The sequence below is a fragment of the Flavobacterium anhuiense genome, assembly GCF_900101855.1.
GTDB classification, from domain to species: Bacteria; Bacteroidota; Bacteroidia; order Flavobacteriales; family Flavobacteriaceae; genus Flavobacterium; species Flavobacterium anhuiense.
The window spans coordinates 922,911-947,734 of the sequence record NZ_FMVC01000001.1; the positions used below are offsets into that span (position 1 = coordinate 922,911).

The following is a 24,824-nucleotide window of genomic DNA, read 5'->3' on the forward strand; positions in this document are numbered from 1 at the left end:
TTAGGAGCAACCACAGCGGTATGTACAAGTTCAAGCGCACAGAATACTCCATTGCCTTATACAGCGGTTACAAATTCGCCAACTACATACAGTATTATTTGGAATGCCAGTCCAACGAATGCTTTTGTCGCAGTTACAAATGCATCTCTGCCTGCAAGCCCGATTAGTATTGCAATACCTGCTAATACAGCTGCTGGAACATATACGGGGACATTAACGGTAAGAAATGCAAATGGATGTGTATCGACAGCAAGTAATTTTACGGTTACAGTAAGCGGACCTCCAACTATTACATTAACCGGGACAACGCCAGTCTGTTTTAATGCATCAGCCCAAACGGCCAATCTGAATTATACTGCGACAACAAACTCTCCCAATACGTATAGCATCACTTGGAATTCCAGTCCAACGAATAGTTTTGCAGCAGTTACAAATGCCACATTAACCGCTAGTCCAATCAGTATTGCAGTTCCTGCCGGAACTGCTGCTGGAACATATACGGGAACTATTACTGTGAAAAATGCAGCAGGATGTACTTCTACGGGAACTAATTTTACAGTCACCGTAAATCCATTGCCGACAATATCATTAAGCGCCACTACGCCAGTATGCATAAGTTCGAGCGCACAGAGTACAACATTGCCTTATACAGCAGTTACAAATGCACCAACTAATTATAGCATCACTTGGAATGCGAGTCCAACAAATACTTTTACAGCAGTTTCAAATGCATCTCTGCCTGCAAGCCCGATTAGTATTGCAATACCTGCCAATACAGCAGCAGGAACGTATACAGGAACATTAACGGTAAGCAATGCAAACGGGTGCGTATCGACGGCAACTAATTTTACAGTAACGGTAAACGCATTGCCAACGATTACATTAGGAGCAACCACAGCGGTATGTACAAGTTCAAGCGCACAGAATACTCCATTGCCTTATACAGCGGTTACGAATTCGCCGACAAATTACAGCATCACTTGGAATGCGAGCCCAACTAATACTTTTGCGCCAGTTACAAATGCAAGCTTGCCAACAAGCCCGATTAGTATTGCAATACCAGCTAATACAGCTGCTGGGACATATACGGGGACATTAACGGTAAGTAATACAAATGGATGCATATCAACGGCAACCAATTTTACCGTTATCGTCAATCCATTACCAGCAATAACATTGGGTGCCACGACCGCGATATGTGCAAGTTCCAATCCACAGAGTACGACACTTCCATACAGTGCTTCCACAAACTCGCCAACAAATTACAGCATCACTTGGAATGCCAGTCCGACAAATACTTTTGCACCAGTTACAAATGCAAGCTTGCCTGCAGGTCCTATTACGATTCCAATACCTGCTAATACAGCAGCAGGAATTTATACAGGGGCATTAACGGTAAGCAATGCAAATGGGTGTGTGTCTACAGCAGCTAATTTTACGGTTACTGTAAACGCGGTGCCAACTATCACACTTGGCACAGTAACACCGGTTTGCTTCAATGCTTCAGCTCAAACGGCAAACTTGAGTTATACCGCGACAACAAATTCACCAACGAATTATAGCATCACTTGGAATGCCAGTCCGACAAACAGTTTCTTAGCAGTTACAAATGCGACGTTAACAACTAGTCCGATTAGTATTGCTGTTCCTGCAGGAACTGCCGCAGGAACTTATACAGGAACATTGACGGTAAGCAATGCGAGTGGATGCGTATCAACGGCGAATAATTTTACAGTTACTGTGAATCCTTTGCCAACTATAACATTAGGAGCTACTGCATCAGTATGTGAAAGTTCAGTTACACAGAGTACGGCATTGCCGTATATAGCAGTTACGAATTCGCCAACAACTTACAGCATCACTTGGAATGCCAGTCCGACAAATAGTTTTGCGACAGTTATTGATGAAGCTTTAACAGCGAGTCCAATTACTATTGCAATTCCAGCTGGAACAGCTCCTGGAACTTATACAGGAACGTTAACTGTAATGAATGCAAATGGCTGTTTGTCTGTAGATAATGTTTTTACAGTAACTATCAATGAGGTTCCAACAATTACAACATCTGGAAATTTGATTTCAATTTGTCAAGATGCATCTGCACAAATTGCTTCTTTACCTTATTCTGCTACAACCGGTTCGCCAATAAACTATTCTATAGATTGGGCAGCATTAAATGATCAAGCAACGACCACTTTTTCTTTTGATTCAGGAGGAGGAAATATTGATAATATTAATGTTCCAGCTGGAACAGCTGCAGGAACTTATACTGGTGTAATGACAATTTCCACATCAAATGGATGTTTGACAACACAAGCAATTTCTTTGACCATTAATACGCTTCCAACCATTAGTACAGCAGGGGCCTTTGCTTCGGTTTGTCAAAGCCCGTCAGAGCAGACGACTAAATTAGCTTATAATGCTACAACTGGATCTCCAACTAGTTATGCGATTGACTGGATTACTTTAACAGACCAAGGTGCTACGCCATTTCCTTTTAGTTCTGGATCTGGAAATATTATAAATGTGATTGTACCTGCAAATACCGCTTCGGGGACTTATAACGGTATAATGACTATTACAACTTCAAACGGATGTTCAGCAACTCAAAGCGTTTCTTTAGTTGTAAGCCCACTTCCGATTGCGCCTACAGCTTCAGTGACTCAATTCCCAACTTGTATAAATAATACAGGTGTTATTACAGTCACATCACCTGCATCTGGAACGGGATACACTTACAGTATTGATGGAATAGATTTTAGCAATACTTCTGGGGTATTTACAGGACTTTCTTCTGGAGGGTATAATGTACAAGTACGAAATAATGCATCAGGTTGTGAATCAGAAGCAACACCAATCATGATAAATGCTTTTGTCACTAAAGCGTGGAATGGAAGTGTTGATGCCAATTGGGGAAATCCAGCAAACTGGACACCAGCAGGCGTTCCTATTGCTTCTGATTGTGTAGATATTCCAGACGTAGGAGTTGATCCAATTATTTCGGGAACTAATGCCAGCTTTTTTGTCAGCAGATTAACGGTTCAGAACAATGGATCTCTTATTGTGCAGGGTACAAATACAATCACTGTAACAAATGAAGTCAGTGTACTTGGTAATGGAATTTTAACTTTTGAAAACAATTCAAGTTTAGTTCAAATTAACGATATAGATAATACAGGAAATATTGTCTATAAAAGAAATACAACGCCAGTAAGACGTTACGATGTTACGTATTGGTCTTCACCGGTAACTCGTGTGCCAGCTTTTACATTGCATGATTTATCGCCAAATACACTTTGGGATAAATATCATAAATTCAATTCTGCGACGGAAAAATGGATACTAATTAGTAATGGAGCAGAAGAAATGGTGAAAGGAAACGGCTACAGTATTAGATCTCCTCAATTTTATGATTTGAATTCGACTCAAATTTTCGGTGGACAATTTGTGGGGACGCCAAATAACGGAACGATTATTGGTCCGCCAGTTACAGCTGAAAAATTAGTTTTGCTAGGGAATCCATATCCTTCAGCAATTTATGCGGATCAATTTATTCATGATAATGCAGATCGCCTTTACGGCACATTGTATTTTTGGACACATAATAGTCCTCCTACTTTAATTCCAGGCACCAATACCTATACTTATACGGGTAGTGATTTTGCTTATTATAATTTATCGGGACTCACAGAGATAGGAACAATGGAGGGAACTGGAGCAACGTCTCCAGGAAATCAAAGCGAACCAGCAGGATATATTGCTGCAGGACAAGGTTTTTTTGCTAAATCCAGAACAGGACAGAATCCTGTATATACAAACTCAATGAGAGTGGCTAGTAATAATAGCCAGTTTTTTAAATCTGCAAATACAGCTCTAATTGAAAAACATCGTGTATGGTTAAATTTTACAAATACAGAAGGAGCTTTTAAACAATTACTAATCGGATATGTAACGGGAGCAACAAATTCTTTTGATTATAATTATGATGCAGTCACACTGAATGCAAATCCTTATGTTGATTTTTATAGCATTAATGAAGGGAAAAAATTGGTTATTCAAGGAAGAGCGTTGCCTTTTGTTGTGAGCGATACAATCCCTTTAGGGTATAAGTCCACTATTCCAGAAGGTAATTTTACAATTGCTATAGATCATACAGATGGAAATTTAAGTAATCAGAATATTTATCTGCAAGACAAAGTAACAAATACGATTCATAATCTTAAAACAGGAGGTTATACGTTTAGGTCAGCGCCAGGAACTTTTCTGAATCGTTTTGTTTTACGTTATACAAATAGTGATGATGATAAAGCGCTTGGAAATGAGGATTTTGAAAATCAAAACCAAAAAATTGTTGTTTCTGTTAAGGATAAAAACATCAAACTGCAATCTATTTCTGAACAGGAAAATCTTCAAGAAGTCTCTATTTATGATGTAGGCGGTAAATTATTATATCATAAAAAGGAAATTGGAAATAAAGATTGGATTATAAATAATTTTCAATCAGGACCGCAAATTCTATTTGTTAAGATAACTTTAGAAAATGGAAAAACAGCGTCAAGAAAAATAGTATTCAGATAAAAATAAAAAGCGGTTGAGTCTTTAAATTCTCAACCGCTTTTTTATTAAAGGGTACGCTGTAAATTCTGATGCGTGTCTTTAAGAGCCCTTTCGTTTTTATAGTCAATCCATTTTTGACCTTGAATTTTTCGCATCATAATATCAAAGTGACGCATAATAAAAACATTATAAGCCGCTTTGGATAAATTGACAATGTTTTTTGGAAAGGAGCGAAGGCTCATCGAAAATCCTGGCGTTAGATATTTCATATAGTGCCAATATCCTTCGGGCATATAGAGCATCTCGCCATGTTTAAGATTTGTGATATAACCTTCGACATTTTTAAGCGCTGGAAATTTTTCGTAATCCGGATTATCAAAGTCAATGTCTTCTCTTGAAATTAACGCATGAGGCACTTTATACATAAATTTCGATTGGCTTGGAGCAAAAATCATACATTGCTTTTCCCCGTGAAAATGGAAATGAAGGATGTTTGAATAGTCAATATCATAATGCATAAAAACTCTCGAATTTTCGCCTCCGAAAAATAGCATCGGCATTTGCTTTACTAATTTTAAGCCTATATCAGGCCATAAGAAGTCGTTTTTTAATGAAGGAACTTCTTTCATTAGATTGTAAAGAAAAATACGGTAATTAGTAGGCTTTTCTTCCAATAAGTCGATATAATCACTCATTTTCATTGTAGTATGCGCTTCATTAAAACCATCTTCGTGATTTACAGGTCTGTCATCATACAAAGGAACTACCGAATCTCCTGCGATTTCTTTAATATAAGATAATCTCCATTTGTTATAAGCTGGCCAATCTTCGGTCAATTCTTCGATAACAACAGGAATTTGTTTTTTTACATATTGGGAAACAAAATCTTCTTTTGAGATTTTTTTAACCCTTTCAATTTGTTTTAACTTCATTTTTCAAATAAAAAAATTGCTTATAACTCTCTGCTATAAGCAATTTAAAAATATTTCTTGAGATTTAAGATCTCTTTTGGCTAAATTTTTTGATTTGATCGATACACAAAAAGTGCATTTAAAAAGGTATGCCGTTAAAATTTGGTTGCAATAAATTAAAAATTAATCTGCTGCGTATTTGTTATTCCAATACAGCATCATCATTAAAGTTACTATTACAGAAGAAGCGATTCCTTCAAATAATAAGCAGATACAGTAAGTTGGCACTGATGGATTTCCTCCGAACATAAATGTCTCGGATAAAGTTCTGACGTAGGCATCTCCACCTCGGGCGTAACTATAAACCAATAAGCCAAAAATACTTAGTGCGACACCAACTACAGAAGTAGCCATCGCAGAAACAGCATTAGAAACAAAGTTGGTTTCCCCTTCATGAAGATTCATCTGCATTGTCCTGTTAACACCGTAGAATATAAAGAAAACGTTAAGTGTTCTCAAATAAAACAAATCTGCTAAACCTAGTACATTCATTAATAAAAAATAAATGCCAATTCCGAGGAAAATCAAAAACCCGTTGGTAATTTCTTTAGGTAATTTCATAGTGGTTATTTTTTAGAAGTTAATAGTAAATATTTGAAAAACAGTGTTCTATCAAATTTACTAAAAAAATAACTACGATGATTTAAAAACGGTAAAAACTATGCAGTCTGATCCTTTAATGAAGAGTTTATAAAAGCCAGAGAATTGATTTTATCTAGATCAAGTTGCGCTTTCAAGGCATCTACTGAGCTAAATTTTTGCTCTTCGCGAATATAATGCAATAAAGAAACCTCAATGTTCTGATCGTAAATGTCTTTGTCAAAGTTAAACAAATGAACTTCAATAGTCTGTTTTTCGCCATTGACCGTCGGATTAAAACCAATATTCATCATGCCGAAAACAGTTTCATTGTTTACAACAGCTCTCACAACATAAACACCAATTTTTGGTATTAGTTTATAATCTTCTTCAATATGGATATTTGCAGTAGGAAAACCAATGGTACGTCCAAGCTGTTTTCCTTTTACAATGGTTCCGTTCAAGAAATAGCTATAACCTAAATATTCATTGGCCAAAGTCATGTTGCCTTCATTTAAAGCTTTTCTGATTTTGGTTGAACTAACTGAAACATCTTGGATTTCTTCGGCTGAAATTTGCTCTACCTCAAATCCATATTCGATTCCAAAAGCAATTAGATCATCAATATTTGCCGTTCTATTGCGGCCAAAACGATGATCATGTCCAATAATAATTTTTTGAATCTGAAATTTCTCTACTAAAATGGTACGAACGAATTCCTCAGCGGTTAATCTTGAAAAACTTTCGTTAAAAGGATGAACAACTAGATTTTCTATTCCAGTTGCTTCCAAAAGTTTTATTTTTTCATCAATGGTATTAAGTAATCTTATTTCAGACTTTTCCTGAAGAACCATTCTTGGGTGCGGAAAAAAGGTCAGAACTAGGCTTTCATATTTTCCATTTTCAGTATTCTTAGTAATTCGTTCCAGAATTTTTTTATGACCAATATGCACGCCATCAAAGGTACCAAGAGTTAAAATTGTTTTCTTGGTTGACTGAAAATCGTTTATAGAATGAAAGAGCTTCAAAACAAATTATTTAAGATGCTGCAAATTTATACTATTCTCTTTTAAATTTAATACAATGCCAAATCGATTTTTAACAGATAATATATCTTTTTGTAAAAATATGCCGACTCGTCGATTAAAAAAACAATAATTGTCGTGTAGATAATATAATTTCAAATTAATTAAAGTAATTTTGATTATTATATTTTAATAGTATGAAAAAACAACTACTTTGTATACTTTTAATTTTCTGTTCTGTAGCAATTAAAGCACAAGACGTTTTATGGCAGAAAGTAACTAATTCATCGCTTTCACGAAGAGCCGATGGCACAAGTTCCAATAAATTATACTATAAATTAAATACAAGTCTTCTCAGTTCAAAGTTAGCTTCGGCATCCAATAAAACAGCAAAAAACACAACGTCAGAAATCACTATTCCGAATACTGATGGCATTTTGGAACGTTTTTCTATTTGGGAATCTTCTAATTTTAATCCGGAATTACAAGCAAAATATCCAGAAATCAGATCTTATGAAGGTCGAGGAATAGATGATAAAAATGCTAAAATACATTTTAGTGTTGCTCCAATTGGCGTACAGACCATGGTTTTTAGAACAGCAAAACCAACTGAATATATTGAGCAAAACCCAGAAAATAAATCTGAATATGTTTTGTTTAAATCGACAGACAACGCAACATCAAAAATGTTGTTGGACTGTAAAACAACCAATTTTGTTTCTGTCAATAAAACCGCAAAAACAGCTTCTAATGCCAAACAATTTAAAACACTTCGATTGGCATTATCTTGTACAGGGGAATACACAGCTTATTTTGGCGGAACAAAAGCAGGAGCTTTAGCCGGAATCAATGCCACTTTAACTCGAGTAAATGGTATTTTTAATCGAGATCTTGCTGTACAATTAATTTTAATTGCAAACAATGATGCTGTTATTTATACAGATGCTTCTACAGATCCTTACTCGATTGCATCGGTAGGTGCAGCAGATGGTGGGCCTTGGGCTAAGGAAGTGCAGACCACATTAACCAATGTTATAGGTGAGGCCAATTATGACATAGGTCATTTATTTGGAGCTTCTGGCGGAGGAGGAAATGCGGGGTGTATAGGTTGTATATGTGATAGTCCAACTCCAAGCCAACCAATAGGAAAAGGTAGTGCGTTTACATCTCCAGCAGATGCAAAACCGCAAGGTGATAATTTTGATATAGATTTTGTGGCACACGAAATGGGACATCAGCTTGGAGGCACACATACTTTTTCTTTCCAAAATGAAGGTTATGGAGCATGTTATGAACCTGGAAGCGGTTCAACTATTATGGGATATGCAGGTGTAACACAAGGTTATAATATACAAGATCATTCAGATGATTATTTTTCTTACGCCAGTATTAGCCAAATACAGAATAATCTAGCAGGAAAAACTTGTCCCGTGTCTATACCTATAACTGATAATAATCCGCCTGTAATAAATGCAGGATTAGATTATACGATTCCAATCAATACGCCATTTATTTTAACAGGAACAGGTTCAGATCCTGAAGGAAATTCAATAACGTATACATGGGAGCAATTTGATAGTGCAACAACAGCTTTTGCTGGTAATAGTTTTGCCTCTGCAACAAAACCAGATGGACCAATGTTTAGGTCTTTTTCTCCGACAGCATCACCAGTTCGCTACATGCCAGCTTTAAGTTCTGTATTAAATAATCAGTTAACGACAACTTGGGAGTCTGTTTCTTCTATTGCAAAGACAATGAATTTTACTTTGACAGGAAGAGACAATGCGGCAGCAGGAAAAGGACAGACAAATACAGATGCAATGGTTGTGACTGTCAGTGCAGCGGCTGGACCATTTGCAGTAACTTCACAAGCTGATGATAATCTCGGGTGGGCAAAGGGGTCTGCACAAACAATTAATTGGAGTGTAAATAACACTAATACACTACCAGGTTCGTCAAATGTAAATATCAAATTATCAGTAGATGGCGGATTAACATTTCCAATAATCTTAGCTGCTAATACTCCAAATGATGGTTCTGAAACGATATTGGTTCCAGAAATTGACGCTTCTACAAATTGCAGACTTTTGGTAGAGCCAGTTGGCAATATTTATTATGCTATAAATTCCAAACCATTTGCTTTAGGATATAAGGTTTCGACCTCTTGCGCGTCATATAATTTTGGTGGTGGTTATTCAACAGGCGATAATGTAAATGTGAATAAAACAGTTTCTGTGCCTACTTCATCAGGGTCAGTCTCAGATGTCAATGTTTCAGTAAATGTAACGCATGCGAGATTTTCAGATTTGACTATGCAAATCATAAGCCCGAGCGGCACAGTGGTGACTTTGTTTAATAAAAACTGCGGAAGTACAAATTCAACTTTTGCTTTGCAGTTTGATGACAGCGGAGCTGCTTTGAACTGTAATACAACTACTAGCCAGATTGTGATCCCTTCAACTGCTCTAAGTGCTTTTAATGGGGAAAATCCACAAGGAAATTGGACTTTTAGAGTTCTTGATGATACTGTGGGAGCTCTTGGAACAATAAATTCTGCGTCAGTAAATATCTGTTCTAAAACCTATACATTAGGAAATGACGATTTTGAGAATGCTGATTTCGTTGCATACCCAAATCCAAACAAAGGAACTTTTACAGTTCAATTTGATAGAGATTCGGTGAGCGAGATTAAAGTTTACGTAAATGATATTAATGGAAAATATGTTTACAATAGAACTTTTCAAGGTTCAGGATATTTTATTCAAGATATTCAGTTGCCAGATGTGCCTTCGGGTCTTTATTTTGTAACGGTTACTGACGGTAACAGAAAAGAAGTGAAAAAAATATTGGTGAATTAATTCTTGAGTTTCAAAGGTTAATGCGCCATCGCCATACAGAGTATGCTAATCTTAGCGCCAGGTATTTTTAGTAACGCTTTTGAGCATGCTTCAAGTGTTGCACCTGTTGTAAGCACATCGTCAACAATTAAAAAATGTTTGTTGTGATCAGATTCGGTGAATTTGACATCAAAAATGTTTTCAATATTTTCAGATCTTCCCAAAAGGTTTTTCTTGGATTGCGTTTTGGTATATAATTTTCGGATTAGAATATTTTCTGCAAAAGGAATTTCAAAACCCAATGCAATTGCTTTTCCAAAAGTGGTAACCTGATTATAACCTCGTTCCTTAAATTTTCTTTTATGCAGCGGAACAGGAATTACAGCATCAAAAGGAATTTCTAATTGAAGTTCCTTTAGATCTTCTGCATACCAATTTCCTAAAACGGTTCCAATTTCCTGATGGCCTTTGTATTTTAAATTATGAATTAATTCTTGAACGATTCCTTTTTTATTGAAATACAAAAAAGCTGATGCAAATTGAATGTCAATTTTACCATAAAACTTTTTGACAGCTTCATTTTTAGGATTTAAATGATATCGGGTTAGAGGCATTTCATGTCGGCAGACGGTGCAGAAAACGGTTTCATTTTGAAGCAAAAGTGAATGGCATCCGCTGCAGACTTTAGGGAAAAATAGATTTATTAGATAATTAATCACAAAAAGAGAGATTTTATTTACAAAAGTAACAAAATCAAAGCTTCAATCTTTATAATTTTTCTTTTTTATATAGCTAGTTTTTATATTTTTGCATCACTATGGCAAAACAAGAAGATATATTTAAGAATGTGGTTTCGCACGCAAAAGAGTACGGATTTATTTTTCCGTCAAGCGAAGTTTACGATGGTTTAAGTGCTGTATATGATTACGCACAAAACGGTGTCGAATTAAAAAAGAATATCCGTGAATATTGGTGGAAATCAATGGTTCAGATGAATGAAAATATTGTCGGCCTTGATGCTGCAATATTAATGCATCCAACAACTTGGAAAGCTTCTGGTCACGTTGATGCTTTCAATGATCCATTAATTGATAATAAAGATTCTAAAAAGAGATATAGAGCTGACGTTTTGGTCGAAGATTTTGCTGAAAAAATTCACCAAAAAGCTCAAAAAGAAATCGAAAAAGCAAAAGTTCGTTTTGGCGATGCATTCAACGAACAAGAGTTTGTTACTACAAACGCTCGTGTTATTGAATATTTAGCTAAAGAAAAAGAAATCAGAGAGCGTTTAGGACGTTCTTTGGGAGCTGGAGATTTAGCTGATGTTAAAGCATTGATCGAAGAACTTGAAATTGCTGATCCTGAAACAGGTTCTAAAAACTGGACAGAAGTAAAACAATTCAACTTGATGTTCGGAACTAAATTGGGGGCATCTGCAGAAAATGCAATGGATTTATATTTACGTCCAGAAACGGCTCAAGGTATTTTTGTGAACTTCTTAAACGTTCAGAAATCAGGCCGTATGAAAGTTCCGTTCGGAATCGCTCAAACGGGTAAAGCGTTCAGAAATGAAATTGTGGCAAGACAATTTATTTTCCGTATGCGTGAGTTCGAACAAATGGAAATGCAATTCTTTGTTCGTCCAGGAGAAGAAATGCAATGGTACGAGCACTGGAAAGCAACTCGTTTAAAATGGCACTTATCTTTAGGGTTAGGACAGGAAAATTATCGTTTTCATGATCACGAGAAATTAGCGCACTACGCAAATGCAGCGGCTGATATCGAATTTAATTTCCCATTTGGATTTAAAGAATTGGAAGGAATTCACTCTCGTACAGATTTCGACTTAAAAGCACACGAAGAATATTCCGGAAGAAAATTACAATATTTTGATCCTGAATTAAATGAAAACTACGTTCCTTACGTAGTAGAAACTTCTGTTGGTTTAGATCGTATGTTCTTGGCTGTATTTGCTACTTCATTAAAAGAAGAAACATTAGAAGACGGTTCTACAAGAACAGTTCTAAAATTACCGGCAGTTTTAGCGCCAACTAAAGCGGCAGTATTGCCATTAGTTAAAAAAGATGGTTTACCAGAAGTTTCAAGAAAAATCATAGAAGATTTGAAATGGGATTTCAATGTGGCTTACGATGAAAAAGATGCTGTAGGACGCCGTTACAGAAGACAAGATGCTTTAGGAACGCCTTTCTGTATTACAGTAGATCATCAGACGCTTGAAGACGAAACGGTAACGATTCGTCATAGAGATACCATGAAACAAGATCGTGTAAAAATTACTGAATTAAGAGGTATTATCGAAAATGAAGTTTCGATGAAAAACTGGTTAATGAAGATGTAATCTTTACAGTTTATTATAGAAATCCCAAATTCTGTCCCAAAGCTTCGGGAGAGTTTGGGATTTTCTTTTTTTAAATAAGTATTTTATCGGCTTTTTTTGCATTTCATCCTTATGTATTAACATTTTGATCTAATGTGTTAACAATGAGGTGTTTGAAATATTTAAATCCGTAATTTTAAATTTATATTACTGCAAAGAGCAATTTTTTTCTTCATATAGCAAATCAAAAGTGTTTTTTTTTATTATGATTGCGCAGTGAGAAAACCAACAAGACCCGAAATTGAAAAAGTATTCGTATATTATAATTGATGATGTTGCTGAGAGTATTTTGAAAACCCAAACAACCGCTTCAGGTTTTTCAGAATTATCTTTTGCGGGCTCGGCATCAAATTTCCAGGACGGTTTAAACTTGGTTTTAGAACACAAACCCGATTTGATTTTTCTAGAAATCGAACCCGAAAATCTTTTAAGTCATTTGTCTCTGACTTTCGTTAGCGAATTGCACCGTTTCTTTCAGGAGATCCCAAAAATTATTATTATTACAAATAAAAAAGACAAAGCTTTTGATGCGATTCAATATGGTGTGTTTGATTATCTTTTAAAACCTGTTACGCATATTGATCTTCTGAAAACCGTTTTGAAGCTTAAAAAAGCAAATTTTGAGGTAAAAACAGTAGGTTCAACAGAAGAACAGACTTCAATTGTAATTGACAATATAAATAACGTACCGATTCCTCAAAATATTCAAAAGCCATTAACCATCTGCATAAAATCGTATGGAGATTACCGTTATTTAAATGCTGACGATATTTGTTATTTTCAAGCCGACAATAATTCTACGGATATTTATTTAAACACTGGCGAAATGATTACGGCCTTCAAAACTTTAAAGCATTTCGAAAGTGTTTTGACCTATCCGTTTATCCGTATTCATAACAGTTATGTCATTAATAGAAATTATATTTCGAGGATTCATAGCGGAAACTCAATCTGTTACATAAAAAACTCCACTAAAAAGATTCCTTTTTCTAAAACGTACAAGGCAAATATAGAGCAGATTATTTCCGATTTTGCAGCAGGAAATTACCTAGAAGTCTAAAAATTAGACAATTACATTGATTTCCTACTCATTGACTATCAATTGGGTACGATCTACCACAAACCTAATTTTTCGTATAAATTTTTTTTCAACCTGGTATTAGTTTTACACTCTGATTCGCAAGCAAACGGCGGATCATCTCCAAAAATTAATACAAACATTAAAACCTCAGGTCATGAAAAAAACAGCTTTAACAATCGGATTATTTTCTTTAGTAGTAGTAGCAACTTCTTTTGCATCAACAGAAGTTCCAACATATTTAGTAGCTAATGATTCTGTTAAAATTTTACCAATTGATGGAAAAGGTGGTCAGAATACAACTCAAGACGGAAGAAAATTAGATTTTCACGGAACAAGCAATGCGGATTTTAATGAAACTAAATCTTTCAATTCTGATAGACAATCATTAGGGAATAACATTAAACTTGACTAAAATAGTTTAGATATATAAAAAAAGCTGTCAATTCTGGCAGCTTTTTTTATGTCTTTTAGTTTTGTACTTTTGATTAAATTCAAAAGGACTATTGAAAAATAATTGCTTAATACTTACCACAATTCTTGTTCTTCTTTTTGGGTGTTCCAAAAAAAAGGGTAATGATAATCACGCTGTTCAAACAGATAGTCTATCAATATATCTTTCGTTGGCAAATGATATTAGCCTGCCTTATGAAGAAAAACAGTCATACAATAAAAAGGCTTTGGATATTATTATTGACCAAAAAGATGATTCTCTAAACAAAGTGAATCTTTTTAAAATTGCCAATAGATATTATAACATGAGTGATTGGGATTCTTATAAAAGAACTTCTTACCTAATTTTGGATCGATCAGAAAAGAGCAAGGATTCAGTTAATTTAGCAAAAGCATATACTTATTTAGGTGATTATTATCTATTGAAGGCTATTTCAGATAGTGCCTATATGAATTATTTTGCAGCAGAAAAGATTTATGCTCGCATTAATGATGAATTGAATCTTGCCAAAATATATTCTAGTAAAGCAAATCTCCAATATCAGGAAGATGCTCTTTTCGAAAGTGAGGTTACTGTTTTTAAAGCCTTAAGGATTCTTAAAAAATTAAAAAATGTAAGCAACCAATTATACGATTGCTATAACCTTTTAGGAATACTTTACAATGACAGAGAAGAATACGACAGAGCTTTAGAATTTCACAATAAAGCATTAGAAATACTAAAAGATAAATCTATTCCAGCAGAACTGCAATTAGAGGCAACTTCTTTAAATAATATTGGTTTTGTTTATTTAGGAATGAAAGATTACAAGAAAGCGAAATATTATTTTCATAAAGGGTTAATGCAAGATAATTTGTATCAAGGCAATGCTAAATTGTATGCAATGCTTTTGGATAATCTTGCTTATGCAAAACTTAGAATGCGAGAATCTGATGGGCTTCCAGAACAATTTTATCAAGCTCTAAAAATTAGGGATAGTCTTAACCAGACCTCAGGTGTCATTTTGAACAAAATACACTTGTCTGAATATTTTGCATTTAAACAAGATTCTATCAAGGCTTTGAAGTTTTCAAAAGAGGCAGTAGAACTATCACGTTCTAGTGAATCTCCTGCTAGTTTAATGGAATCTTTAAAGCAAATTACATTAGTTGATCCGAAAAATGCTTCAATATATTCTAAAGAATATATTAGAATCAATGAGAAACTTAAAAAAACCGAGCGTAAAATGGGAGAAAAATTCTCTCGCATCGAATATGAAACCAACGAAATTAAAGATCAAAATTCTAGTCTTCAGGAAAAAAATAAAACCTTGATTTATGTATTTAGTATTTGTACATTACTCGGGTTGTTTTTTTATGTTTACAAAACACAGCAGGCCAAAAATCGAGAACTACTTTTTAAACAACAGCAACAGATTGCAAACGAAGATATTTACAATTTAATGATTTCGCAGCAAAATGAAATTGAGCTTACGCGAATAAAAGAAAAGAAGAAAGTTGCCCAAGAGTTACACGATGGTGTTTTAGGGCGTATGTTCGGTATTAGGATAAGTTTGGATAGTTTGGATAAGTTAGATGAATCTGAGGCTATTTCGAAGAGAAAAAAATATCTTGACGAATTGAAAAATGTTGAACAGGATATTCGGGAAATTTCGCATGACTTAAATAGAGAAAAATCAGAATTAATTAATAATTTTGTTTCTATTTTGAATAAACTATTTGAAGATCAGAAGAATACGTATAGTTCTAAATTGATTACTGTTTTTGATCCTGAAATTAAATGGGATTTAATAAGCAACATCGTAAAAATCAATTTGTATAGAATAGTTCAAGAAGGGCTCCAAAATTGTAACAAATATGCTAAGGCTGATATTATTAGAGTAGAGTTTAAAAACGAAAATGATAATTTAGTTTTAACCATCGAGGATGACGGAATTGGATTTAATACCGATAAAACTAAAAACGGAATTGGTCTTAATAATATAGAATATAGAGCAACAGAGTGTAAGGGAACAGTTACCATAAAATCTGCCAAAGGAGAAGGAACAATTCTCATCATAAAAGTCCCATTAGAGCCAAATAATAACCTTCATAATGACATTTGATTTACCAGCCTCAGCTCCACAATTAGTTAAAAAGAATATTTTAATAGTAGATGACCATCCATTTATTATTGAAGGGTATAAGAATGCTATAACTCGTTATAATCCAAAACAATATGAATTTTTAATTTCGCAGGCACACGATTGTAGATCCGGTTATGATATAATTGAAAATAATAATAATGCTGATTTTGATATTGCTTTTTTGGATATTAGCATGCCTCCTTATGAGGAAAAAGAGATTTTTTCTGGTGAAGATCTAGCAAAATTGCTTCTGAAAAAGATGCCTTCATGCAAGATTATTCTGTTGACGATGTATACCGAATTGCTGAAAATTAAAACCATTATCAGAACCATTCAGCCCAACGGATTGATCATTAAAAACGACCTTACTTTTGATGAATTGCTTTTGGCTTTTGATAAAGTAATGAAAAATGAAAAATATTACAGCCAGTCGGTTGTAAAAATGCTGAATCAATCAACGCATAATGCAATTGAAATAGATCAGTATGATAAACAGATATTAATTCATTTGGACAAAGGAACCCCAATTCATGAAGTGTTGCAAAATATTCCAATTTCTTTAAATGCCATCGTGAAACGAAAAAAACATTTGATGGAATTGCTAAAAATAAAAAGCGGTTCTGATCACGACTTGGTAAAAGAAGCGAAAAGCAAAGGGCTTTTTTAAAATTTTAGATTTCAGAGTTCAGATTTTAGAGTTTTAAAGTGAAATATAATGACACAAAAAAACACCTAATGGATTTTAAACCTATTAGGTGTTTTTTATTGTTACTGAATACTGAGACTGAATACTTAAATTACTCGCTCAAAGCATCCCATCCGCGAGCTTTTAAGGCAATTTTTGTATTCGCACGGGTTACAAGATGGATTCCTTCATTTTCTTCCGTCATATGTCCGATAACAGAGAAATTCGGATTTCCCTTTATTTTGTCGAAATCATTAATATCAATCGTAAATAAAAGTTCATAATCTTCTCCACCATTTATGGCAACCGTTGTACTGTCGATATTAAATTCTTCGCAAGTAGAAATAAACTGAGGATCCAAAGGCAGTTTGTCTTCATATAAATTACAGCCTACTTTAGATTGTTTGCAGATATGCATAATCTCAGAAGATAATCCGTCTGAGATATCAATCATTGCGTTTGGTTTTATATCTAAAGCATGAAGCAAGGTACGAACATCTTTTCGCGCTTCAGGTTTCAATTGGCGTTCTACCAAATAAGTATAAGGATCTAAATCTGGCTGATTGTTCGGATTAACCTGAAAAACTTGTTTTTCACGTTCTAAAACCTGCAATCCCATATACGCAGCGCCAAGGTCACCGGTTACAACTAATAAATCAGTTTTTTTAGCTCCATTTCTATAAACCAATTCATTTTCATCAGCTTCTCCAATGGCAGTTATGCTGATGATTAATCCTTTTTGAGATGAGGTTGTGTCTCCGCCAATAACATCCACTTTATATTCCTTTGCGGCAAGTGTAATTCCTGCAAACAACTCTTCTAGAGCTTCAAGCGGAAAACGATTAGAAACGGCAACCGAAACCGTAATTTGAGTCGGTTTTGCATTCATCGCGCAAATGTCAGAAACGTTTACTACAACGGCTTTGTATCCTAAATGTTTCAGTGGCATGTAAGCCAAATCAAAATGAACTCCTTCAATTAATAAATCGGTTGAAACGACTACTTTTTTGTCTTTAAAATCAAGAACAGCGGCGTCATCACCAATACTTTTTAAGGTAGATTCCTGAGTAATGTCAAAATGTTTAGTTAAATGGTCAATTAAACCAAATTCGCCCAATTGAGCTATACTAGTTCTCTGCTGATTTTTATCTTCAATCATTTCTGTTAAGTTCCAAAGTTATTAAGGCGCAAAGTTACAAAGGATTTTTCTTTTTAAGTAACAAAGACACAAAGGTTCAGAGTTGCAAAGTTTTTTATAAACGAATTTTCCTTAGAGCACCGCAGTGCATCTCCCTTGTGTATAAATTTGGGTGTAGATTTCCGATGTGTTAAACGCATTGCGGTGCGTCTAAAATGTGCTGAATAATATTTTTTTAAAATATTTTTTTGCTGCTGACAAACTGTTGTCACCAGCCCATTTTACTTTTGAAGTATTAAAAATATTTAAACTTTAAAACCATGAAAACATTAGAAGCACAAGTTATTACTTCAGAAGATTTATTGAAACACTGGCAAGGGCACAGAGCACTTACACGTCGTTTAATTGAGATTTTCCCAGAGAAAGATTTCTTCGAATTTTCAATTGGCGGAATGAGGCCTTTCTCAAAATTAGTGGATGAGCTTTTGGCGATTGCGGTTCCAGGTTTAAAAGGAATTGTAACGAAAGAAACTGCACCATTTTCAGAAGGAACAGAAAAATTGATTTTTAAAGCACAATATCTTGAAAAATGGGACGAAGCTACAGAAGAAATCAATAAATATTGGGAGCAACTATCAGTTGAAGATTTTAGCGAAACCTTTAACCTTTTTGGGCAATATGAATTTCCTGTAATTCAGAATATTTTATATTTTATTGATAATGAAGTGCATCACCGTGGACAAGCTTATGTGTATTTAAGAGCTTTAAATATCGAACCGCCATTTTTCTGGGAAAGATAATTGATAATTTTTTACTATCTTAATATCACATTCTAAAAACCACTGCTATGAGTTTAAAAAAGATAATGTCCAATTTTGCAGATTACAATTTATGGGTAAACCAGCAATTTGTAAACTGGCTTTCGCCAAAAGCTGATGAATTGCTTTATGCAGAAGTCCAATCAAGTTTCTCTACTATCATGAAAACGTTGGATCATATCTGGTCTACAGAAGAATATTGGTTTTCTGTAATTTCTGAAAATGATATGATAGAAAAAAAGCCTGAAAACGAATTGTCAAAAGATGAAATATTTGAAGGATTGCTCAATTCATCTACAAGATTGAAACATCTTATCAATTCATTGTCAGAAGAAGATTTGATGAAAGAAGTTAAAATTACCAATCCGTGGTTTGAGTGCGAATTGCCTGTTTCAGATTATGTGCTACAGGTTATTAATCACGGAACTTATCACAGAGGACAAATTGTAACCATGGGAAGAAATATCGGAATTACAGATGCTTCCAACACCGATTACAATTTTTATAATGTAATTAAGGCCCAATAAAAAAACTCCCAAGAGAATTTCAAATTCTTTTGGGAGTTTTTATAATAGTCTTTTTTTATTGATTTCGATTAAATTTAAAACTTTAGTTTTTAATATTTCAGGTTCCAAAATTTCAGCATAATCGCCAAACATTAAAAACCAGCGAGGAAAACCATTTTCGATATCACGGCAGAGAAAAGTCATTTCTAATTTATCTCCAACTTCTTTTTCAGAAACAAAACCATGATATTTTCTATCGAAAGCTAGATAACGGGCAATTTTCTTTTCTACCAGAAGGCGGACTTTTGTAGTTGGAACTGTTTCTGTTTTGTTCAAATACGTTTCCAAAGAATCGTGTTCGATTGTAAAATCTAAATCTGTTTTTTTTAGGTTTTGAATTCTGTCTGCCCTAAACTGTCTGTAGTCTTTTCTCAAGTGACAGAAACCAAGAAAATACCAATTGTTATTATCATGAAAAACGCCAACTGGTTCCAAATTACGCTCAGTTAATTCATCTTTCCCAAAGGTTTTATAAGAAAGTGAAATCTGTTTCTTCTCAGCAATACTTTCAAACAAAACCGATAGAGTATTTGGCGAATTATCATTAAACATTGGTTCTGCATCCTGCATTACAATTCTAGATTCGATGTTTGAAAGATAATCTTTGTCGTTACTTCTTAAAACAGCTTTTAGCTTGTACATCGCCGAAGCATAATGTGTTCCCAAAGAAGGATCGGTAAACTTCTGCATCAGTTTTTCAGCAGCAATAAAACTGCTGACTTCTTCGCGAGTAAACATCACGGGAGGAAGACGATAACCATCCATCAGAGCATAACCAACTCCAGCTTCACTATAAATTGGAACGCCAGAGGCTTCCAGAGTTCTGATGTCTCGGTAGATTGTCCTTAAACTGCATTCAAAACGATCGGCTAATTCTTGTGCTTTGACAATCTTTTTAGATTGCAATTGTATGAGAATAGCAACAATTCGGTCAAATCGCTTTGGGGTTTCGTCGAGCATTTGTTTTTAAGATTCTAAGGTTCTGAGTTACTGAGATTCTAAGTCTTTTTGCTGATGCAAAGATTCAAAGATACAAATGTAAAAACTAAAGAGGATAAAAAAAGCTGTTCCAAATTGAAACAGCTTTCTATCATAAATCGAAAAAAAAAAATTAAAATCTATACAAAACTCCAAATTGAGGCTGGTCGAAAATATTTTCAAATAAGTTGATGTTTAATTGAAAAGTATCAGATGATGGACCATTTTCTGGAGAAACGCTGTTGTAAGCCAAAACATTTGCAAGGACAAAAGTAACGGCAATATTTTTGGTTACAAAATAGTTCAAACCGACATTAATATCAGCTGTTAAGCTATTGTCTGTATCGCTGCCAACTTGTGGTATTTCGGTTTTGTTTCTTCCATAGCCTAAACCAAGTTCGGCATACGTTTTAAAACGTTTTTTATCTAATTCTAAGAAATAGTAACGAGCGAAAGCTCCAACTCCAAAAACATTCGTTTTTACTTGAGTTGTTTCTACTTTGTTACTAGAGTAATTTAGTTTAGCTCCAACAGCAAATTTATCATTTAGCAAATAGCCAAACTTTGGGCTAAAGCCATAATAGTCTGCGTCGCCGCCTGTACTAATTTTGATAGATCCTTCTAAAAACATATCACCTTTTTGAAAAGTGATGCCTTTTGCAGAATTCATTTCTGAATCAACTTGGTCTTGTTGAGCATTTGCAAAACAGAATGTGAATAGTGCTAAAATAACAGAAAATTTGGTTTTCATAGTCTTGTAATGTTAAAGTTGTAAGATTAAAAATATATTTTCTGTGTTAAAAAGGCTTTCGATTTGTTCGAATGAGTTAATATTGGATTTTTCGAGTTAATAATCTGTCATATTTGTAAGTTTTGACGTTGTAATTTTTTAACTTTAAACAATAAAAAACCCGATAACACAAGTCATCGGGTCTAATCTATATTCTTTGTTCTTTACTCTTTTTATCTAAAAAGAAAATCTAGTCATTCAATTTTAAAACAGCCATAAATGCTTCTTGCGGAATCTCAACGTTTCCTACTTGACGCATACGTTTTTTACCTTTTTTCTGTTTTTCAAGAAGTTTACGCTTACGCGAAATATCTCCACCGTAACATTTTGCAGTAACGTCTTTACGAAGTGCTTTAATAGTTTCACGAGCGATAATCTTAGCTCCAATTGCAGCTTGAATCGGAATATCAAATTGCTGTCTTGGGATAAGTTCACGCAGTTTTTCGGTCATTTTTTTACCGATGTTGTAAGCGTTATCTTCGTGAATCAATGCAGAAAGCGCATCAACGGTTTGAGCATTCAAAAGAACGTCAAGTTTAACCAATTTTGAAGTTCTCATTCCTATAGGAGAGTAGTCGAAAGAAGCGTAACCTTTAGAAACTGTTTTCAAACGATCATAGAAATCGAATACAATTTCGGCCAATGGCATATCAAAATTCAACTCAACACGTTCTGTTGTTAAATACGTTTGGTTGGTGATTAAACCACGTTTTTCAATACATAAACTCATTACGTTTCCAACGAAATCGGCTTTTGTAATGATTGTTGCTTTAATGAAAGGCTCTTCAACTCTATCCAATTTTGAAGGCTCTGGTAAATCTGATGGATTGTTTACAACGATTGGAGTTTCCGGATGTTTCTTAGTATACGCTAAGTACGAAACGTTAGGAACCGTAGTAATTACAGTCATGTCGAACTCACGTTCTAAACGTTCTTGGATAATTTCCATGTGAAGCATTCCTAAGAATCCGCAACGGAAACCGAATCCTAATGCCGCAGAACTTTCAGGAGTAAATACTAATGAAGCGTCATTTAACTGTAATTTTTCCATTGAAGAACGCAAATCCTCGTAATCTTCTGTATCAACAGGATAAATACCTGCGAATACCATTGGTTTTACATCCTCAAAACCAGCAACCATATTCGTTGTCGGAACTTTTGCATCTGTAATCGTATCACCAACTTTTACTTCACGAGCTTCTTTAATTCCAGAAATCAAATATCCAACGTCTCCTGCCGAAACTACATTTTTAGGAACTTGGTTTAATTTTAAAGTTCCAATTTCGTCAGCAAAATATTCATTATCTGTTGCCATGAATTTAATTTTCTGGCCTTTTTTGATTTCCCCATTTACAACTCTAAAGATTACTTCAATTCCACGGAACGGATTGTAAACTGAGTCAAAAATTAAAGCTTGCAAAGGCTCTTCTGGATCTCCTTTTGGAGCAGGGATTTTTTCGATAATGGCTGCTAAAATATTTTCAACGCCAAAACCCGTTTTTCCTGAAGCATGAATAATATCTTCCAATTTACAACCAAGTAAATCTATAATATCATCACTAACTTCTTCAGGGTTTGCACTTGGTAAATCAACTTTATTTAAAACCGGAATGATTTCTAAGTCGTTTTCAAGTGCTAAATATAAGTTTGAAATGGTTTGTGCTTGAATACTTTGTGCCGCATCAACAATCAATAAAGCGCCTTCGCAGGCAGCGATAGATCTAGAAACTTCATACGAAAAGTCTACGTGGCCGGGAGTATCAATTAGGTTTAAGATATATTCCTCGCCTTTGTATTTGTATTCCATCTGAATGGCATGACTCTTAATGGTAATTCCACGCTCGCGTTCCAAGTCCATGTTGTCAAGCAATTGTGCTTTTTCTTCACGGGCAGAAACGGTTTGTGTAGCACTTAGTAATCGGTCTGCTAATGTACTCTTACCGTGGTCAATGTGTGCAATAATGCAAAAATTACGTATCTTCTTCATTTTTATATATCGGTTCTCTAATCGATTTTAAGTCTTTTTTTGGGAATAATCTGCCTCAAAGCAATTACTTTAAAGCATGTTATTAAGGCGCAAAGATAGCGCAAAGTTTTGGATTCTGGAATGCTGATCTTCGATAGTTGAAAGATGTGAATTAAAATTGGCGTTAAAATTCAAAATTAAATCCTTTTTCAGTTAATTTTTTGTACATCTCATCATCAAATTTATAAAGTTTAGCAGCTCTGTGCGAAACGTCTTTTTGTTTTTCATCTAATGCTGTGAGCAGTTTCATGTGAAGAATTTTTCGTCTGAAATTAGATTTATCCAATTCAATTCCAAGAATTTCTTCGTACAAATGCATGAGCTGCAATAAAGTAAATTTTTCTGGAAGAAGATTAAAACCAATTGGAGCCTGACGCACACGGTTTCTGAGCTGTAATAAACTGAAATTTAAAATTTCATTGTGGTCAAAGATCAACTCAGGAATATCTTTTATTTTATACCATTTGGCTTCGATAACTCTCAAACTGGCTTTAATATTATAATCTTCACGATTCACCAAAGTGTAATAGCCAATCGTTACAACACGTCTTTCTGGAACACGTTTTGGATTTGTGAATGCTTTTAGCTGTTCTAGGTAAATATTTTCAAGTCCTGTAAGTTCTTGCAAAATACGTTGCGCAGCATCATCGGCACTTTCATCCAGCTGAAGCCATCCGCCAAGAAGTCCCCATTTGCCTTTACTTTCACCTTGAGCGTGCTGAACCAAGAGAACTTCGAGGCTCTCTTTGTTAAATCCGAAGAAAACACAGTCAATTGTGATTCCCTCTACGGCTGGTTTGTGATGATGATTAGTTATTTCTGCCAATGTATTGTTGTCGTAATTATTGTTTATTGAAAATTAGAATACAAAATTAAATCCCTTTTCAGTTAATTGATTATAAATTTCTGGATCAAATTTGTATAGCTGAGCTGCTCTATGTGAAACATCTTGCTGTTTTTCGTCTAATGCCACCAAGAGTTTCATGTGCAGAATTTTTCGTCTGAAATTGGGCTTATCCATTTCGATTCCTAAAATTTCTTCATAAAGTTGCATCAATTGCAATAAAGTGAATTTTTCAGGAAGCAAATTAAATCCAATTGGGGCTTGACGAACCCTGTTTCGAAGGTGTTTTAAACTGTAATCTAAAATCTCATTATGGTCGTAAATCAAATCTGGAATTTCGTTGATTTTATACCATTGCGCATCAGAAGCCGTAAAACCTGCTTTAATATTATAATCTTCTCTTTTTACAAGGGCATAATAACCAATTGTAATGACACGTCTCAGCGGAAAACGATCTGGATCTCCAAATGCTTTCAGCTGTTCCAGATAAATATTATCAAGACCTGTAAGCTCATTCAATAAACGATGAGCCGCATTGTCTGTGCTTTCTTTTTTATAAATCCATCCTCCTGGAAGCCCCCATTTTCCTTTACTAATACCTTCAGCATGCTGCACTAAAAGCACTTCGAGACTGCCTTTGTCAAAACCAAAAATGACACAGTCAATCGTGATGGCATTCATCGCGCTGTTTTCATTTTTATAAGCAGTTTTGTCGTCTACATTTTCAACCATATATGAGATAAATTTTGACAAATTAAATAAATAAAATCATTATTAGCCTTTTTGAAAGCCTTATATTTTTTGAATGAAACAAAAAATTGAAAATCAAATGTTTAAGAATGTGTAAAAAAAGCTTTTGAATTCTATTAAACTCCTAAATGACTGACGGTCAATTTTATGAAAACATTGATTTTTCTATATTTTTTATTTCAATTCCCCTTCAGGTTTTACAACATTC

The 24,824-nt window shown here is 34.5% G+C and carries 19 protein-coding genes; 9 read left to right on the top strand and 10 right to left on the bottom strand.

The features are described from left to right. On the top strand, positions 1-4,575 hold a 4,575-nt coding region (locus tag BLP44_RS03945; protein WP_091129536.1), incomplete at its 5' end, for a T9SS sorting signal type C domain-containing protein. 44 nt (positions 4,576-4,619) lie between these two features. On the opposite strand, the gene BLP44_RS03950 is transcribed toward BLP44_RS03945, so the two are convergent. From BLP44_RS03950 to BLP44_RS03960, 3 genes are all read right to left on the bottom strand, one after another. Further along, positions 4,620-5,486, bottom strand: coding sequence for a cupin-like domain-containing protein (locus BLP44_RS03950; protein WP_008465452.1), 867 nt, complete (start codon positions 5,484-5,486; stop codon positions 4,620-4,622). A gap of 162 nt (positions 5,487-5,648) precedes the next feature. Then, positions 5,649-6,086, bottom strand: coding sequence for a hypothetical protein (locus BLP44_RS03955; protein WP_008465451.1), 438 nt, complete (start codon positions 6,084-6,086; stop codon positions 5,649-5,651). Positions 6,087-6,184: 98 nt separating this feature from the next. Further along, complete coding sequence (locus BLP44_RS03960) at positions 6,185-7,132, bottom strand: bifunctional riboflavin kinase/FAD synthetase (RefSeq protein ID WP_091129540.1); 948 nt, start codon at positions 7,130-7,132, stop codon at positions 6,185-6,187. Between the two features lie 194 nt (positions 7,133-7,326). On the opposite strand from BLP44_RS03960, the gene BLP44_RS03965 reads away from it, so the two are divergent. Beyond that, on the top strand, positions 7,327-9,987 hold the full coding sequence (locus BLP44_RS03965) for a zinc-dependent metalloprotease (RefSeq protein ID WP_091129544.1): 2,661 nt from the start codon (positions 7,327-7,329) through the stop codon (positions 9,985-9,987). 17 nt (positions 9,988-10,004) lie between these two features. On the opposite strand, the gene BLP44_RS03970 is transcribed toward BLP44_RS03965, so the two are convergent. Next, complete coding sequence (locus BLP44_RS03970) at positions 10,005-10,685, bottom strand: ComF family protein (protein ID WP_244511659.1); 681 nt, start codon at positions 10,683-10,685, stop codon at positions 10,005-10,007. A 98-nt stretch (positions 10,686-10,783) separates the two neighbouring features. Between BLP44_RS03970 and BLP44_RS03975 the strand changes: the two genes are divergently transcribed. The 5 genes from BLP44_RS03975 (at position 10,784) to BLP44_RS03995 (ending at position 16,688) form a co-directional block, all read left to right on the top strand. Next, on the top strand, positions 10,784-12,325 hold the full coding sequence (locus tag BLP44_RS03975) for a glycine--tRNA ligase (protein ID WP_091129550.1): 1,542 nt from the start codon (positions 10,784-10,786) through the stop codon (positions 12,323-12,325). A gap of 280 nt (positions 12,326-12,605) precedes the next feature. Then, a complete protein-coding gene (locus tag BLP44_RS03980; RefSeq protein WP_091129554.1) occupies positions 12,606-13,424 on the top strand; it encodes a LytR/AlgR family response regulator transcription factor in 819 nt (272 codons plus the stop codon). Positions 13,425-13,599: 175 nt separating this feature from the next. Beyond that, positions 13,600-13,857: a hypothetical protein gene (locus tag BLP44_RS03985; RefSeq protein WP_091129558.1), complete on the top strand. Its 258-nt coding sequence runs from the start codon at positions 13,600-13,602 to the stop codon at positions 13,855-13,857. Positions 13,858-14,065: 208 nt separating this feature from the next. Further along, positions 14,066-16,000 (top strand): ATP-binding protein, encoded by a 1,935-nt coding sequence (locus BLP44_RS03990; protein WP_317040763.1) that lies wholly within the window; start codon positions 14,066-14,068, stop codon positions 15,998-16,000. Continuing rightward, positions 15,990-16,688: a response regulator gene (locus BLP44_RS03995; protein WP_091129561.1), complete on the top strand. Its 699-nt coding sequence runs from the start codon at positions 15,990-15,992 to the stop codon at positions 16,686-16,688. Before BLP44_RS03990 ends, BLP44_RS03995 begins: the two co-directional genes overlap by 11 nt. A gap of 130 nt (positions 16,689-16,818) precedes the next feature. Here the strand turns inward: BLP44_RS03995 and thiL are convergent, their stop codons facing one another. Continuing rightward, the gene (gene thiL / locus BLP44_RS04000; protein ID WP_066033313.1) at positions 16,819-17,865 is read right to left on the bottom strand and encodes a thiamine-phosphate kinase; all 1,047 of its coding nucleotides are present in this window, start codon (positions 17,863-17,865) and stop codon (positions 16,819-16,821) included. Positions 17,866-18,164: 299 nt separating this feature from the next. Between thiL and BLP44_RS04005 the strand changes: the two genes are divergently transcribed. Both BLP44_RS04005 and BLP44_RS04010 read left to right on the top strand, forming a co-directional pair. Further along, the gene (locus BLP44_RS04005) at positions 18,165-18,644 is read left to right on the top strand and encodes a DinB family protein (protein WP_008465436.1); all 480 of its coding nucleotides are present in this window, start codon (positions 18,165-18,167) and stop codon (positions 18,642-18,644) included. Positions 18,645-18,691: 47 nt separating this feature from the next. Further along, positions 18,692-19,189, top strand: coding sequence for a DinB family protein (locus BLP44_RS04010; RefSeq protein WP_091129565.1), 498 nt, complete (start codon positions 18,692-18,694; stop codon positions 19,187-19,189). Between the two features lie 39 nt (positions 19,190-19,228). Here BLP44_RS04010 and BLP44_RS04015 read toward each other — a convergent pair whose 3' ends face one another. The 5 genes from BLP44_RS04015 to BLP44_RS04035 all read right to left on the bottom strand — a co-directional run bounded on the left by BLP44_RS04015 (position 19,229) and on the right by BLP44_RS04035 (position 24,598). Then, a complete protein-coding gene (locus BLP44_RS04015; RefSeq protein ID WP_008465434.1) occupies positions 19,229-20,188 on the bottom strand; it encodes a helix-turn-helix transcriptional regulator in 960 nt (319 codons plus the stop codon). A 151-nt stretch (positions 20,189-20,339) separates the two neighbouring features. Then, positions 20,340-20,957, bottom strand: a complete 618-nt coding sequence (locus BLP44_RS04020) for an outer membrane beta-barrel protein (RefSeq protein WP_008465432.1) — start codon at positions 20,955-20,957, stop codon at positions 20,340-20,342. A 229-nt stretch (positions 20,958-21,186) separates the two neighbouring features. Continuing rightward, complete coding sequence (gene lepA, locus BLP44_RS04025) at positions 21,187-22,983, bottom strand: translation elongation factor 4 (RefSeq protein ID WP_008465431.1); 1,797 nt, start codon at positions 22,981-22,983, stop codon at positions 21,187-21,189. A gap of 163 nt (positions 22,984-23,146) precedes the next feature. Next, positions 23,147-23,848 carry an NUDIX hydrolase gene (locus BLP44_RS04030; protein WP_008465429.1) on the bottom strand — a complete coding sequence of 234 codons (702 nt, stop codon included), beginning with the start codon at positions 23,846-23,848 and terminating at the stop codon, positions 23,147-23,149. A gap of 33 nt (positions 23,849-23,881) precedes the next feature. Beyond that, a complete protein-coding gene (locus BLP44_RS04035; RefSeq protein ID WP_008465426.1) occupies positions 23,882-24,598 on the bottom strand; it encodes an NUDIX hydrolase in 717 nt (238 codons plus the stop codon). Positions 24,599-24,824 lie beyond the last annotated feature (226 nt).

Bases quoted from the DNA above. Each gene is read 5' to 3' on its own strand.
- BLP44_RS03975 (WP_091129550.1), top strand. From the start codon at position 10,784: ATGGCAAAACAAGAAGATATATTTAAGAATGTGGTTTCGCACGCAAAA.
- BLP44_RS03955 (WP_008465451.1), bottom strand. From the start codon at position 6,086: ATGAAATTACCTAAAGAAATTACCAACGGGTTTTTGATTTTCCTCGGA.
- BLP44_RS04010 (WP_091129565.1), top strand. From the start codon at position 18,692: ATGAGTTTAAAAAAGATAATGTCCAATTTTGCAGATTACAATTTATGG.
- BLP44_RS03995 (WP_091129561.1), top strand. From the start codon at position 15,990: ATGACATTTGATTTACCAGCCTCAGCTCCACAATTAGTTAAAAAGAAT.
- BLP44_RS04020 (WP_008465432.1), bottom strand. From the start codon at position 20,957: ATGAAAACCAAATTTTCTGTTATTTTAGCACTATTCACATTCTGTTTT.
- BLP44_RS04015 (WP_008465434.1), bottom strand. From the start codon at position 20,188: ATGCTCGACGAAACCCCAAAGCGATTTGACCGAATTGTTGCTATTCTC.
- BLP44_RS04035 (WP_008465426.1), bottom strand. From the start codon at position 24,598: ATGGTTGAAAATGTAGACGACAAAACTGCTTATAAAAATGAAAACAGC.
- lepA (WP_008465431.1), bottom strand. From the start codon at position 22,983: ATGAAGAAGATACGTAATTTTTGCATTATTGCACACATTGACCACGGT.
- BLP44_RS03950 (WP_008465452.1), bottom strand. From the start codon at position 5,486: ATGAAGTTAAAACAAATTGAAAGGGTTAAAAAAATCTCAAAAGAAGAT.
- BLP44_RS03985 (WP_091129558.1), top strand. From the start codon at position 13,600: ATGAAAAAAACAGCTTTAACAATCGGATTATTTTCTTTAGTAGTAGTA.
- BLP44_RS03965 (WP_091129544.1), top strand. From the start codon at position 7,327: ATGAAAAAACAACTACTTTGTATACTTTTAATTTTCTGTTCTGTAGCA.
- BLP44_RS04005 (WP_008465436.1), top strand. From the start codon at position 18,165: ATGAAAACATTAGAAGCACAAGTTATTACTTCAGAAGATTTATTGAAA.
- thiL (WP_066033313.1), bottom strand. From the start codon at position 17,865: ATGATTGAAGATAAAAATCAGCAGAGAACTAGTATAGCTCAATTGGGC.